Source organism: Pseudomonas sp. FG86 (genome assembly GCF_057808775.1).
The window spans coordinates 1-14,795 of sequence record NZ_JBMDIS010000039.1; the positions used below are offsets into that span (position 1 = coordinate 1).

The 14,795-nt window shown below is 60.1% G+C and carries 11 protein-coding genes; all 11 read right to left on the reverse strand.

Features of this window, described 5'->3' with window-relative positions:
• Positions 1 to 193: 193 nt before the first annotated feature.
• On the reverse strand, positions 194 to 1,897 hold the full coding sequence (locus ACODSV_RS22055; RefSeq protein WP_024075926.1) for an AMP-binding protein: 1,704 nt from the start codon (positions 1,895 to 1,897) through the stop codon (positions 194 to 196).
• 31 nt (positions 1,898 to 1,928) lie between these two features.
• Positions 1,929 to 3,227, reverse strand: a complete 1,299-nt coding sequence (locus ACODSV_RS22060; protein ID WP_069076361.1) for an acetyl-CoA C-acetyltransferase — start codon at positions 3,225 to 3,227, stop codon at positions 1,929 to 1,931.
• The gene (locus tag ACODSV_RS22065) at positions 3,224 to 4,114 is read right to left on the reverse strand and encodes a MaoC/PaaZ C-terminal domain-containing protein (RefSeq protein WP_150054753.1); all 891 of its coding nucleotides are present in this window, start codon (positions 4,112 to 4,114) and stop codon (positions 3,224 to 3,226) included. The genes ACODSV_RS22060 and ACODSV_RS22065 overlap by 4 nt, the downstream gene beginning before the upstream one ends.
• A 3-nt stretch (positions 4,115 to 4,117) precedes the next feature.
• Positions 4,118 to 5,461: a 3-oxoacyl-ACP reductase gene (locus tag ACODSV_RS22070; protein ID WP_150054754.1), complete on the reverse strand. Its 1,344-nt coding sequence runs from the start codon at positions 5,459 to 5,461 to the stop codon at positions 4,118 to 4,120.
• 235 nt (positions 5,462 to 5,696) lie between these two features.
• The gene (locus tag ACODSV_RS22075; RefSeq protein WP_150054534.1) at positions 5,697 to 8,222 is read right to left on the reverse strand and encodes an acyl-CoA dehydrogenase; all 2,526 of its coding nucleotides are present in this window, start codon (positions 8,220 to 8,222) and stop codon (positions 5,697 to 5,699) included.
• A 295-nt stretch (positions 8,223 to 8,517) separates the two neighbouring features.
• A complete protein-coding gene (locus ACODSV_RS22080; RefSeq protein ID WP_150054535.1) occupies positions 8,518 to 9,936 on the reverse strand; it encodes an outer membrane protein transport protein in 1,419 nt (472 codons plus the stop codon).
• Positions 9,937 to 10,030: 94 nt separating this feature from the next.
• Positions 10,031 to 10,531 (reverse strand): alkane oxidation protein activator PraB, encoded by a 501-nt coding sequence (gene praB / locus ACODSV_RS22085; protein ID WP_411741549.1) that lies wholly within the window; start codon positions 10,529 to 10,531, stop codon positions 10,031 to 10,033.
• A gap of 116 nt (positions 10,532 to 10,647) precedes the next feature.
• A complete protein-coding gene (gene praB, locus ACODSV_RS22090) occupies positions 10,648 to 11,172 on the reverse strand; it encodes an alkane oxidation protein activator PraB (RefSeq protein ID WP_115488183.1) in 525 nt (174 codons plus the stop codon).
• Between the two features lie 132 nt (positions 11,173 to 11,304).
• Positions 11,305 to 11,799, reverse strand: coding sequence for an alkane oxidation protein activator PraA (gene praA / locus ACODSV_RS22095; protein ID WP_024075933.1), 495 nt, complete (start codon positions 11,797 to 11,799; stop codon positions 11,305 to 11,307).
• Positions 11,800 to 11,934: 135 nt separating this feature from the next.
• A complete protein-coding gene (locus ACODSV_RS22100; protein WP_150054536.1) occupies positions 11,935 to 13,215 on the reverse strand; it encodes an alkane 1-monooxygenase in 1,281 nt (426 codons plus the stop codon).
• Positions 13,216 to 13,533: 318 nt separating this feature from the next.
• The gene (locus ACODSV_RS22105; protein ID WP_223817831.1) at positions 13,534 to 14,532 is read right to left on the reverse strand and encodes an alpha/beta fold hydrolase; all 999 of its coding nucleotides are present in this window, start codon (positions 14,530 to 14,532) and stop codon (positions 13,534 to 13,536) included.
• Positions 14,533 to 14,795: the final 263 nt, after the last annotated feature.

Genomic DNA, 14,795 nt, shown 5'->3' on the forward strand with positions numbered 1-14,795 from the left:
CCGAAGGCCGCCACGGGACCAAGCTCCCTCGCCACAGACCACTGGAAATTGTGTATATACCCATGGCCATCGGGGGAAAGCCCCCTCCCACATTTAGATCACCTATATCCTGTTAGATCACCTACAGCCTTTTAGATCACCTGCATCCTGTTAGATCACCTACACATTTCTAGATCACGTACACACATTTGAATCAGCGTAACGCTCGGCGCAGTACTTTACCCACCGTGGTCTTGGGCAACTCGGTGCTGCGAAACTCCACATACCTGGGCACCTTGTAGCCCGTCAGGTATTCCCGGCAATGGGCCAGGAGCTGTTCCTGGGTCAGGTTCGGGTCCTTGCGTACCACGATGATCTTGACCCTCTCGCCGGTCACGCCGTCCTCCACGCCGATCGCCGCGACTTCGCCGACGCCGGGGTGCAACGCCACCACATCCTCGATTTCATTGGGGTACACGTTGAAGCCCGAGACCAGGATCATGTCTTTCTTGCGGTCCACCAGGCGGATATAGCCGCGCTCATCCATCACGCCGATATCACCGGTCGACAACCACCCCTCGGCGTCCAGCACTTCGGCGGTTTCGTTCGGCCGTTTCCAGTAGCCCTGCATCACCTGCGGACCGCGCACTTGCAGTTCGCCTTGTTCGCCGATATCGGCCAGTTCGCCGTCTTCCCGCATGAAGCGTACCCAGGTCGACGGCAGCGGCACGCCGATGCTGCCGGTGAACTCCATCTCGCGCATGCGTGAGATGTCGATGGGGCTGATGCTCACCACCGGCGAGCATTCGGTCAGGCCATAGCCTTCGATGATCGGCAGGCCGGTGACTTCCTTCCAGCGCTTGGCCACCGCCGTGTGCGTGGCCATGCCGCCCGCGATCACCATGCGCAGGTCGGAAAAGTCCCGCGCGCAGAACTCCTTATTCTCCAGCAGGCCGTTGAACAACGTATTGACCCCGGCGATGCCATTGAAACGCTCCTTGCGCAGGATCATCTGCACCCGTTTCACATCACGGGGGTTGGCAATGAGGATGTTGCGCCCGCCCAGGCACATGAACATCAGGCAATTCACCGTCAGGGAAAAGATGTGGTACAGCGGCAGCAGGGTGACGTTGGTTTCCTGCTTGTCCTGGTCGAGTTGATCACCGACCCAGGCCTTGGCTTGCAGCAGGTTGGCGATGATATTGCGGTGGCTGAGCATCACGCCCTTGGCATCCCCCGTGGTGCCCCCGGTGTATTGCAGGAAGGCCAGGTCGTCGAGCGCCATGGCGACCGGGAAGTGGTTGAGCGCCCGCCCCTGCTTCAGTACCTGGTTGAAGCGCACCGAGCCACGCAGGTTGAACGCCGGCACCTGCTTTTGCACGCGGCGCAGGATGAAGTTCATCGCCGCGCCCTTGAAGGTGCCGAGCAAGTCGCCGATGGCCGCCACCACCACGCGCTTGACGCTGCTGCCGGCGATGACTTTTTCCAGGGTGTGGGCAAAGTTTTCGAAGATCACCACGGTTTCGGCGCCGCTGTCCTTGAGCAAATGCTTGAGCTCATGGGCGGTGTACAACGGGTTGACGTTGACCACCACCGCGCCGGCCAGGAGGGTGCCCAGCAGGCAGATCGGGTACTGCAAGCAGTTGGGCATCATCAACGCCACGCGGTCGCCCTTCTTGACGCCCTGGCCTTGCAGCCAGGCGGCAAACGCAACGCCCTGCACGTGCCAGTCGGCGTAGGTCATTTCCGTGCCGATACTGACGTAGGCGACCCGCTCGCGGAATTTTTCCAGGTGCTCCAGGAACACCTCGCGCAACGATGGGTAGTCTTCGATACCGGCATCGATGTCCGCCGGGACGCCGGGCAGGTAAGCGTTCAACCAGACCCGTTCGGTCTGTTCCAGGCTGATAGCGTTCATGGCAGTCTCCTTGTTGTTGTTTTTGATAGAGCTACTTTTCGACGATGGCGGTAATGCCCAGCCCGCCCGCCGCGCAGATGGAAATCAGGCCGCGTCCACCCCCGCGTTCATGGATGGCCTTGGCCAAGGTCGCCAATTGCCGGCCTCCGGTGGCGGCAAACGGGTGGCCGCAGCCCAGGGAGCCACCGTTGACGTTCATTTTGGCGCGGTCGATGGCACCCAGTGGCGCCTCCAAGCCTAGACGCTCGCGGCAATACTCGGCGTCCTCCCAGGCCTTGAGCGTACACAGCACCTGGGCGGCAAAGGCTTCGTGGATCTCGAAGAAATCGAAGTCGGCGAAGCTCAGGCCTTCGCGCTTAAGCATGCGTGGCACCGCATAGGCCGGCGCCATCAACAAGCCTTCGGTGCCGTCGACAAAATTCACCGCCGCCGTCTCGCCCGTGCGCAGGTAGGCCAACACCGGCCAGCCATTGGCTGCCGCCCATTCTTCGCTGGCCAACAGCACCACCGAGGCGCCATCCGTCAGTGGCGTGGAGTTGCCCGCCGTGAGAGTGCCGTTCTGGCGGTCGTAGGCCGGGGACAGCCCGGCGAGTTTCTCCAGGCTGGCGTCGGCGCGCAGGTTGTTGTCCCGCGCCAGGCCGCGATGGGGGCTGATCAGGTCGTCGAAGAAACCGCGTTTGTACGCGGCATCCAGGCGTTGGTGACTGGTGAGGGTCAGCTCATCCTGGGCCAGGCGCTTGATCTGCCAGCGCTTGGCCATTTCTTCGCAATGCTCGCCCATGGACAAGCCGGTGCGCGGCTCGCCATTGCGCGGCAGCAGCGGCTTGAAAAACATCGATGGGCGCACCTTCAGCAGCGCCTTCAACTTGTCGCCCATGCCCTTGGCACGGTTGGCCGCGAGCAAGGTGTGGCGCAGGGACTCATTGATGCCGATGGGCGCGTCGGAGGTGGTATCGGCGCCGCCGGCAATGCCGACTTCGATCTGGCCGAGGGCGATTTTATTCGCCACCAGCAAGGCCGCTTCCAGACCGGTACCGCAGGCTTGTTGCACGTCGTAGGCCGGGGTCTGCGGGGACAAGGTGGTCGACAGCAGCGACTCACGCGCGAGGTTGAAATCCCGCGAATGCTTGATCACCGCGCCGGCAGCGAACTCGCCCAGGCGCTGGCCGTGGAGGTTGTAGCGGTCGACCAGGCCTTGCAGCGCAGCCACCAGCAGATCCTGGTTGCTGTCGTGGGCGTATACCGTGTTGGAACGAGCAAACGGGATGCGGTTGCCGCCGATGATCGCCACGCGGCGGGTCGGGGCCGGGTTGAAGCTGTAGTCACTCATGTAGGGTTCTCATTCCAGACAAATAGCCCGCGCATATGCGGTTTGTCGCCGGCGAAATTGCGCACTTCGAATGCGCGGCGCGGGCCGCTCACGGGGTGTTGCCACAGGGCGACCTGGCCGGGCAGAAAGATCGGCAGCTTGAAGTCGCAATGGGCCTGGGCCTGATCCAGGCCACCGGGCGGTTGTTGAGCGGCCAATGCACGGCCGAGGGTCCACATGCCATGGGCGATGGCCCGACGAAAGCCGAAGAGCCTGGCGCCGATCAGTGAGGTGTGGATCGGGTTGAAGTCCCCCGAGACCTTGGCAAACCGCCGCCCCAGGTCGGCGGGCAGCATCCAGCGCTGGGTGCGCAGCAGGCCCTCTTCCTGCAACGGCAGGGCGTCACCCCACGGCTCACCCACTGGATCTTTTATCTCGCGGCGCAGGTACAGGCTGTCGCTTTCCCACGCCAGGGTGCCGTTGCTGTAGGCGCGGGTGGCGATGCTCAGCGCCTGGCCCTTGGCATGGGCCACCCAGCGTTCGCAAAAGACTTCCAGGCGCAGCGCCTGGCCTTCATGCAGGCGCTGGTGCTGCCGGATGCGGTTGGCCAGGTGCACCATGCCGCTGGCCGGGTACGGGAAAGTCGGACGGGTCAACACCATCAGGTGCAGGGGGAACGCCAGCACATGGGGGTACGACAGCGGCACACCCTGCTCGCGCCGGAACCCACAAGCACGCCCATAAGCGTCGATGTCGGCGCCAGACAATGCCACCGCCGAACGCACCAGACGCTCGTTGGGCAACAGCGGCGCACCGTCGAGCTTGGGTTTGCGCAAGGCACGCATGCCGTCCAGCAGCAGGCGCGTGCGCGACGGCGGTGGGTCGACAATCTGCGTCACGTAGTCCATGGCTCAGGCTCCCAGCAGGCTTTGGCCGCACACGCGCACGACCTGGCCGTTGATCCCGCCCGAGGCAGGATGCGCCAACCAGGCGATGGTTTCGGCCACATCAATCGGCTGCCCACCTTGGGACATCGAGTTCATACGCCGCCCCGCTTCGCGAATCATCAGCGGGATTTTTGCGGTCATCTGGGTCTCGATAAACCCCGGCGCCACGGCATTCACCGTGACCTGTGCCGCCGCCGCACGCGGTGCCAGGCCTTGCACCAGGCCAATCACGCCGGCCTTGGAGGTGGCGTAGTTGCTTTGCCCGAGATTGCCGGCAATCCCGGAGATCGACGACACACACACGATGCGCCCACCGGGGTTCAGCCCCTGGTTTTCCAACAAGGCGTTGCTCAGGTTCAGCGGCGCTTCCAGGTTGACCGCCAGCACGCTGCGCCAGGCTGCTTCGGTCATCTTGGCGATGGTCTTGTCGCGGGTGATCCCGGCGTTGTGCACCACCACGTCGAAGGCGCCGTATTGGCTGACGTGGGCTTGAAGCTGTGCAGCGGCGTCCGCCGCCGTGATGTCCAATGGCAGCGCCGAACCGTCCACACTGGCGGCCGCCTGTTGCAACGACTCCTGTGCCTGGGGCACGTCCACGCAGACCACATGGGCGCCTTCCCGCGCCAGCACCTGGGCAATCGCCAGGCCGATGCCACGGGAAGCCCCGGTAACCAGCGCGCGTCGGCCGGCAAAGGGTTTATCCCAGTTGACGCTGGGGTGGCCGTCCACCGGTTTTTCCAGGCGCACCACCTGCCCGGAGACGTAGGCCGAGCGGCGCGACAGGAAGAAACGCAGGCTGCTGTCCAGTGCGTCCTCCGCACCTGGCGCCACATAGAGCAATTGCACCGTGATCGCGCGGCGCAGCTCCTTGGCCAGCGACCGCACCAGCCCTTCGAGGGCACGCTGGGCGATGGCCTGGGGCAAGTTCGCGCAGTGTTCGGGCGCCGTGCCCAACACCACCACCCGACCGTGCTGGCCGAGGCGTTTGGCGTTGGCGTGGAAGAATTCGTACAGCTCATCCAACTGTTTCAGGTCGACCACAGCGCTGGCATCGAACACTGCGCCCTGCACCTTGACCGTGGACGGCGCCTTGAGCGTCGCCGGCGCGGCGGTGACCGTGTCGGTGGCGCTGAAAACCTGTTGCACTCGCGTGGAAAGCCGCCCTGCCCCGGCGACGATCACCGGGTTGGCCAGGCCTGGCTGGCCGCTGCGATGGCGCTGCAACGGCACGGGCTGAGGCAAGCCCACCGCCTGGGCCAGGCGCCGGCCCCAGGGGGAATTGACGAACGATAGGTAGCTGTCACTCATATCCGCATTCACTCACAACACATTCTGACCTAGTAAACCCGATCCAATGTGGGAGGGGGCAAGCCCTAATGCCAGTCATGTAGGAGCGAGCTTGCTCGCGAAGAACTCAGGACCACCACGTTTATCCAGAATGAACGCGTTGCTTAGACGTTCTTCGCGAGCAAGCTCGCTCCTACAAAAAACCTTAACTGACTGGCATTGGACCCAGCCCCCTCCCACATTGACCGGGTTTGCCCTAATTGACCGAGGCGTTTTCGCTTTGGCTGCTGCGCCGCTTGGGCGCCGGCTCCAACGCCTGCTTGCGCTGCTGCAACGCCTCCAGCAAACCGAAGTCCTGGGGGAAGTCATCCACCTGGATCGCGTGGTCGGCATATTCCACATAGCGCGCCAGCAAGGCGTCTTCGTCAGCGCTGATCAGGTCCAGCGCCCGCGCCTTGACGCGCCAGGCGGTAAAGGCCGTGGCGGAAATCGGCATCGGTTCGAGCAGGCCTTGCTTGATCGCCGGCTTGAGTCGGGCGTCGATCAATTCCACCTGCGGCAACAGGCGGAAGCCGAGTTCGCCGTAGGCCAGCTTGTCGATTTCCGGACGTGGGATGTAGGAATTGGCCAACAAACGGTCGCGGGTTTCGCCGGAGGTCTGCACCACATCGGCGACCTGGGCCAGCAGATGATCCGAGGGTTTGCGCAGCGGGATGCCGAACGGGAACGTCAAGCCTCGCAGCACCGCCGCAGCCGCTTTCGATGGGTAATTATCCAGCACTTCGGCCAGGGCTTCATGGGCGCGCAACAGGGCGTCCTGGGCCGACCAATGCACCAGCGGCAGGTCCGCCTGGGGCCGTCCATCGTCCTCAAAACGCTTGAGCACGCAGGACAGGATGTACAACTGCGACAGGATATCGCCCAGGCGCCCGGTGATACTTTCCTTGCGCTTGAGCGCCCCGCCCAGCACGCCCATGGAAATATCCGAAATCAATGCCAGCACCACCGACAGCCGATTAGCCTGGCGGTAATAGGACGCCAGCGCCGGGTCGGTCTTGGCTGGCACGGAAATCAGCCGGCCGCCCGTCAGCGCATTCACCGCCGCGCGTACCGTGTTAGCCAGCACGAAACTCACATGGCCAAACATCGCGCGGTCAAAGTCTTCCAACGCCTTGCGCCGATCCGGGTTGCGCGCCGCTTCCATCTCGCGGAACACGTAGGGATGGCAACGGATCAAGCCCTGGCCAAAGATGATCAGGCAACGCGTCATGATGTTCGCGCCCTCCACCGTGATGGCGATGGGGCTTTGCTGGTAGGCACGCGCCAGGAAATTATTCGGGCCCATGCAAATGCCTTTGCCAGCGACGATATCCATGCCGTCGTTGACGATCATCCGCGCGCGCTCGGTGACGTGGTACTTGGCGATGGCCGAGATCACCGAGGGTTTCTCGCCCGCGTCCAGAGAGGCCACCGAGACCTTGCGCACCGCATCGCAGGCATACAAATGCCCGGCCATGCGCGCCAGCGGCGCCTGCACGCCTTCGAACTTGCCGATGGGCAGGCCGAACTGTTTACGCATCGCCGCATACGCGGTGGTACCGCGCACCGCGACCTTGCCCAGGCCGACGTTGGCCGATGGCAGCGAAATCGCCCGGCCGGCGGCCAGGCACTCCATCAACATGCGCCAGCCGTTGCCGACCTGTTCGCGGCCGCCGATGACCCACTCCAAAGGAATGAAAACATCCTTGCCGGTGGTAGGACCGTTCTGGAACACCGCATTCAACGGCCAGTGACGGCGCCCACTGTTGACGCCGGGATGGGAGGTCGGGATCAACGCGCAGGTGATGCCGAGTGAACCGGGCGCGCCGAGCAAACCGTCCGGGTCCTCGGCGCGAAACGCCAGGCCGAGCACGGTGGCGATGGGCCCCAGGGTGATGTAGCGCTTGTCCCAGGTCACGTTGAAACCCAGTACTTCTTCCCCCTCATGCAGGCCCTTGCAGACAATGCCCAGGTCCGGGATCGCCCCCGCGTCGGAACCGGCATAGGGGCTGGTGAGCGCGAAGCACGGGATATCTTCACCCCGGGCCAGGCGCGGCAGGTAGTAATTGCGCTGGGCATCGGTGCCGTAGTGCAGCAGCAACTCCGCCGGGCCCAGGGAGTTGGGCACCATCACCGAAATCGCCGCCGCCGAGCAGCGCGTCGACAGCTTCATCACCACTTGCGAGTGCGCATAGTGAGAGAAACCTTTGCCGCCGTACTGCTTGGGAATGATCATGCCGAGGAAGCCGGCGTCCTTGGTGTACTGCCAGCCTTCGGGGGACATGTCCTGCCAGACCTGGGTGGTTTCCCAGTCGTTGGCGATGTCGCAAAGGGTTTCGACTTCATTGTCGAGGAAGGCTTGCTCCTCGGCACTCAAGCTGGCTGGCGCGGCTTGCAACAGGCGCTGCCAGTTGGGCTTGCCGCTGAACAGCTCGGCGTCCCACCACACGGTGCCGGACTCGATCGCCGCGCGTTCGGTGTCGGACATCGCCGGCATGATCGTACGAAACAGATTGAGGGCCTTGCTGGTCAACAATGTGCGGCGCAGGGGCTTGATGGTCATCAGCAAAGCCGGTAACACCACCAGCACTGCCGCGACGGTGGCGCCGAAAGCCGCCACCACGTTGAACAGGTAACCAATCGCCAGCCAGACCAGGCCAGCGCCCAACCACAGGGTGGCGGCGGCTTGTCGATACGCCAGGGCCATCGCGGCTGCGAAACCCACCAATAACCAGATAACCATGGAGATACCTCGACTCGATTCAGGGCGTGGCAAACGTGGGTGCAGATCGAAATGAGCTGCGGCGTAACGCCACACTACAAACTCGGAAAGATAAATTCAAATTTTGTTTTGAAATTTTTATTTAATGTTTTAACGAAAAAATTTTCGACTGAATCAGTCAGCCTGATGGGTTGATGGAATCAGAAAATCGAAACGGGTCGCGTGGGCAACCCGCGGATGCATGACCGATGTGAAACCCTGCAGAAAGATGCGCTGACGGCAGGTTCACACCGGTACTGCACCCGGCAGCGGCGCATCAGAACTCGTAGGTCAACCCAAGGCTTACCACGTCCCCATGCGCATTGGCCTTGCCATCCAGGGTTGCCCCACCCAGACGGTCCTGGTTATGCGTCCGCAGGTTGACCTTCTCTACGAATTGGTGGGAGTAGGACCCGTCGATCCCCAGGCCTGGGATGGCGCGGATTTTGTAGCCAAAACCCAGAGACGTGAAGATCCGGTCACCGTCCGGAATACGCGGGTCGCGGGTAGAGTTGCGAGTCGGCGTCTGGTCTGTGGCCACACCGGCGCGCAAGGTGAAGTCGTCAGTGAGCTTGTAGTCGCCGCCGAGGGAGACCATCCAGGCGTCCTTGAAGTTATAAGGGATGGCAACAATGGTCGTGCCCTCAGACTTCAAGGTCAGGTTCTTGAACGATGACCACTGGGTCCACGTGACACTGGCGCCGAGGGTGAATCGGTCGGTGAACTGGTGCACCCAGTCAACGGAGGCGTTGGCTGGAACGTCCAGTTGGGCAGAGGCTTTTGCGCCGTTGGAGTTAAGCGTAAGTCCCGGGTAGGCCTGAGATGGAAGCCCGGAATCAATCAATCCCTTGGAAATCGGATCGGAATAAATGCTGTACTTACCCTCCAGTTTGTTTTTGATCTTGGCGTGGTAGTTCAGGCCAATAGTGTCTTTCGGGGTGGGCTTCCACGCCAGGCCTGCGAACCAGCCAACCGAAGTATTGTCGACCTTCACACGCATTAGCGTGTACCCCGCACCGGATGGAAATGGCACGCCGATGTTGGGCGAAAGGGCCGCAGCGGAAAGCAGGTCGATGTTTTGACTGACAAACCCTTTTGTATGCTGAACGATGGCGCCGGCGCCTACGGAGAATTCGTCATTGACCTTGAATGACAGGGAGCCGGTCACGCCCACTGTTTCAATCCGAGTATCTACGGCAAAGTCTCGACCGACCCAATCGTCATCCCACGTGGTGCGCGCGCCCATAGGTACGACCTGGCTCAGACCGAAGGCGAAACGATCACCGAGCGGCATCACCATAAAACCGGTCGGCAACCAGGCGGTGAACCCGCCTTGGCCGCCGTCACCGGTGCGGGGCACAGAGCTTGTCTCACCCGTCACGGGGTCAATGGTCACTTTGGCGGGGTCATTGCCAGCGTAATCTTTGGAGGTGCCTTTATACTTGATGTTGATGCGCGCGTAATCGACGTTAAATTGTGCAATGTTGTGATCGATAAACGCCATGGCCGCGGGGTTGTTATAGGCCGATGAAGGATCATCTTTAAACATTGAACCACCGCCAAAGGCGCGACCCCACCCTTCTGCCCCGAACGTGGGTGTAGCAAAACCACCGGCGTGTGCAGAAGTAGCGAACACCAGCCCACCGACTACCGCAAGTCCTAACAAGGTGCGAGCGTGTTGTTTTTTATTATTCATTTACCACTCCTAATTATTGTTATCACCGCGGCCAACAGCATGTCTCGACCAACAGGCGTTGCAACGCTTATAACGTCCTTTGTGGCGACACTCACTAAGGAACAATATCCAAATACCAGAACAACACTTCTAATGAGACCAACGTACAGCTCCCCGACAATACCTGGCTCGAGGCATTCAATTGTCGAGATGAACCCGTCCAACCAGCAGATAGCGTAGAGGGCCCACAGGCACTTTGAATCACCCCAGGACCGAATATTGAGAACTGCACATTCGACATTGTCACACCAACAAAACTGGTGGCTGACAGTGTCCAAGGCGTACTGCCAGTACGTATGTACTGACATAAAGTATTCGTACCTGAAATCACGCTATTAGTAATACTTACCGTGCCATCCTGGGACACTTGGCCACTCATGCGGATGTCGCACTTGATAGGGTTTTGCAATGACGAGGGCGACTTGAGCGTCAGCGTACCCGTGATTGAACCAAATGGTCCCACCGGTGAAAATGTTGCCCCCATACAGACGGAAGATATTAAAACAACTCCCAACATCGATACTGTCTTACAGGCACACCGAATCAGCACTTGCATAACATCTCCTGTGGACACTTACGGTCGCCCACTCTCCTGTCAGGGCCACACAACAGGCACCTTATTCAAGGTGCCTGCCTTCAGTGGGTGATCAGCCCTTTGTCCTCAAGACTGCCTCAAGGAACAACAACAATAGGCACTCCACCGGCACCCACTACGGTCACGCTCAAGCTTTGAACGGTGCAACTTCCGGACAAAGGCTGGTTGGAGGCCGTCAGTACCTTAGTGGTGTTGTTATACCCAACGGTGATCGTGGACGGGCCACAGTTCGATGGGATAACACCTGAAGCAGTGATGTTGTAACCCACGTTGGTAACGTTGCCCACGGCGGTCGGAGCCGTCAGGCTTGTAGCCGTTAACGTCCATGGCTTATTGGTGGTCTGCGGCAGGTTACACAGTGAATTACTGCCACCCACGACGACATCGGTGATTTTCCCAAGGCCACTGCCATCGACATTCCCGGTAAAGGTCACACTGCACGTCACTGGAATCTGGATCGAAGACGGAGATTTAACCGTGATCGAACCCGTGGCGGTAAAGCCTGTGTTAATTGGGCTCAAGCTGACAGCATTCGCCATCGAAGCAGCACCCATGCAAACAGCCAAAGCAGACAACGATACGAGGGTTTTCAAGCTTTTCATTGTTTTTCCTCACATGTTATGGCGAATTCATTTCGCCCGGGGTAATGGCCATGAACGAGAGGTCACGGTGAAACTGCAGAACTTCCCTTTCCAGCCAAATCTCAATTCAATTACCGCTACAACATCCAACCACTACTCAACCACTTTGAAGTTCGGTGGCATCTTGATCGACACCGTCTTGATCTTGCAGTCTTCGCCAATCGGAACATTGGCTGCTTCCAACTTTCCGGTGGCGTTATCCCAGGTGCCGTCGGCCGTGGAAGGGCCGCACTTGCCGCCCAGGCCGAAGGCGTGCACATCTACGCTGATCTTCGACATCGAGCCGCTTTTTGTGTCCTTGGCAATTAATACCCACGGCAAGTTGATGGCTTCGACCCGGCTGCACTTGAGGCCGCCATCGAATTCAACTTTGTCGACATTCACCGACGTCCCATCGGCGGCAACCTTACCGGCGACTTTGATGGTGCAGTCGGCGCTGATCAGCGCGCCCTTGGAAAAGCTGATGGGGCCCTGGGCAGTAAAGGCACTGCCGGCCGGTTCGATACGTGCGGCCTGGGCCTGTTGATAGACAATCAAACCCAACGCAGCCAATACGATATGCGTGGTGAACTTGGCAGGTGCTTGCATGGTGTACGTCCTTCCCTTGAAATTATTTTTGTTCGGGTCAAACAACTTGCTTGCCATAAAATCGGTAACACCAGGGCGACAGCAACCTGCGCAATACACAGATCACGAACGCCGTAAATAACGTACTCCTTCAGATCAAAATGACTGGGTCGTGCCGCTGTACTTTTCCAAGTACTTCAAACGCTGTGAAGGTTGAAGATTGGTCAGCGTGATATCACCGCCATAATGATTCAGCACACGATGATCCATCCGTCGTCGCCATAAGTAAGGTACATAGGCCCAGACAATCATGCTCGCGTAACCGTAGGGTAGTTGCGGCGATTCATCGAAGTGACGCAACGACTGATAACTACGCGTGGGGTTGGCATGGTGATCGGAATGCCGTTGCAACTGGAACAAAAAGATATTGGTGACAATTCGATTACTGTTCCAGGAATGCCGTGGCGAGCAACGCTCATAACGACCGTTGGGCAACTTCTGGCGTTTAAGGCCGTAGTGTTCGACATAGTTCACCACTTCCAGCAACGAGAAGCCGTAGATGCCCTGGATGATCAGGAATGGCACCACTGCCCAACCCAACCAGGCGATCATCGCGCCCCACAGCACCACGCTGTACATCCAGGCACTGAGCACACCATTTTTCCAATGCCAGGCCGGCAGGCCGAGTTTGCGCAGGCGCTCGCGCTCCAGGTTCCACGCCGAGCGGGCGCTGAACCACACCGAGCGCGGCAGAAAGGCCCAGAAGCTCTCACCCAGGCGGGAGCTGGCGGGGTCTTCCGGGGTAGCGACACGTACGTGATGGCCGCGGTTGTGTTCGGTGTAGAAGTGCCCATAGAACGTAGGGGCCAGCGTGACCTTGGCCAGGAACACTTCCAACGGCTTGGGCTTGTGCCCCAGTTCATGCGCGGTGTTGATCGCAATGCCGGTGGCAGCTCCCGTGGACATGGCCATGCCCAGGTAAGTGAATACGCTGATCTGACCGTGAAGCTGGGTGCGCTCGGTGATATACGCAGCGGCCTGTGCCATCCAGCTCGAAGGGTCCAGCGTGGCGGTGGCGTGCAGCAGGCCGCCGTTGATGATCCAGTCGATACCGCCAGCGGCCAGCCAGCCGGTGATGACCACCGAAGCGATGACAAACAGCACACCGGTGTAGACGATCCAGCGGTAGTAGCCTTGGGATTCAAGGTGGCTGACGGCGGACTCGGGCGGGTTGCTGACGTCTTCACCGAGCAGGCCGTCGATCAACGGGATCAGGCCAAAAATCACCAGTACGCCGACCCACCACAATTGTTGTACGCCGGTGGTGATGGCGAGAGCGCCGGAGAGCAAGGGGGTTGCCAGCGGCATGATGCCGAGCCACCACAGGTGGCGCTTGCCGTCGGTCCAGACGCTTGGAGCTGCCAGGGCCTGGTTCATGGCAGCCTCCGAATGCAGTCGGTGGGCAGGCAAACGAATGGGGCGACAAACAGGTTCACGGAGCGCTGACTGCCCCGAAAAACCAACCATGCGATAAAAGACGTTTTTTTCATTATTTTATTCGCTCTTAGGAATTTCAAAAATTATTTCAAATTAGACATTGAAATAATTTTTTTAAATAAATAGCGCGGAATCGTTAGGTCGTCAACTAGTTTCTCGAGCGCTTTTTTCCGTGACCGATCAGTCTCTTTTTCAGCTGTTTAGTCAGGTGTCTAGGCCAGGCAATTGACGCCGTTGAACCGCAAGTCGGGTAACCAATTATTTACTCGCCAGGGCAAATGGCGGATGCAACAGCGTGGCGTTTTGCGCCGGTCGCACGCGCTTGGCAACCTGCTCCACCAGCATGGCCACACGCTCGGTGGCCGTGATTGGCAACATGTGTCCGCGCCCCTCCACCACTTGCAGCTTAAGCCCCGGCACCTTGCTGGCCAGGGCCTGGCCGTGTTTTTGAAAGTCCAGCACCTTGTCCTGTGCGCCGTAGATCAGGCCGATGGGCAGGGTCAGTTGCGGGTAGCGCTTGACCATGTCCGGCAGGTGCTGGTTGACCAGGTTGATCTCGGTGGAGGCGGCATAGAAGTTGTCAGGGCGCATGCCGAGCAAGCCGCCACCGCGCGTGGCGAAATCGTCTGGAGCGGCATCAGGGGCGAACACGCCTTTGACCACCGAGCCCTTGGTCAGCAGGCCGACGGGCATGGTCAGGGTATGCGCCATCCAGCGTCGCAACCACGCCGGGCGCACCGCCAATGACAGGAACACCAGGGGCAACAAACGTTGGGGATGGGTCAGCGGCGCCACTAGAATCAACCCCGATACCGCATGGGGGTGGTCAAGGGCAAGCGCCAGGGCAATCGCACCGCCGAGGGAATGCCCCAGCACCAGCGGTTTGTCCAGGCCCAGCGTCTTGATAAAGGCGGCGATTTGCCGGGCCTGGGCCGGCAGGTCGGCGGGCGTACCGGTGTGACGGGTGGAATAACCCGACCCCGGGCGGTCGAGGGTGATCACCCTGAAGTGCTCACGCAATCGGCCGGACAAGGCATAGGTCAGGTTGCGACTGCTGCCCATCAGCCCGTGAATCATGACCAGCGGTGGGCCTTCGCCCTCCTCGTAATAGTGAAAGCGCTCGCCCTCGACATCGACGAAACGCCCATTGCCTGGAACAGCTGCTTCGATGCGCCGTGTCATCCAGGTACTGAACCCCCATAACACGGCGCTCGCACCGACCAGCACACCCGCAGCGATAACCCATTCAACAGCCATAGCTCGGTCCTCTGCTTCCCTGCTGCCGACCGCCCGACCGGTATTGATCAAGGCCTCAGCCATCGTCCACACCCGGGACCTAAACTTCGTGCATACCCTCGCGTCCGTCGGACAGGTCGCACATAAGGAGCCAGGGACTAGCGTAGGCGATATTTTCAGGTAGATTATTTAAAATCTTTTTTAAAATAAATAATTCAATTTTCCTTTGCAATGGTGTTCTATCTAAAAGACAAAACAAAAAACAGGAGCACATTCGATGCCCA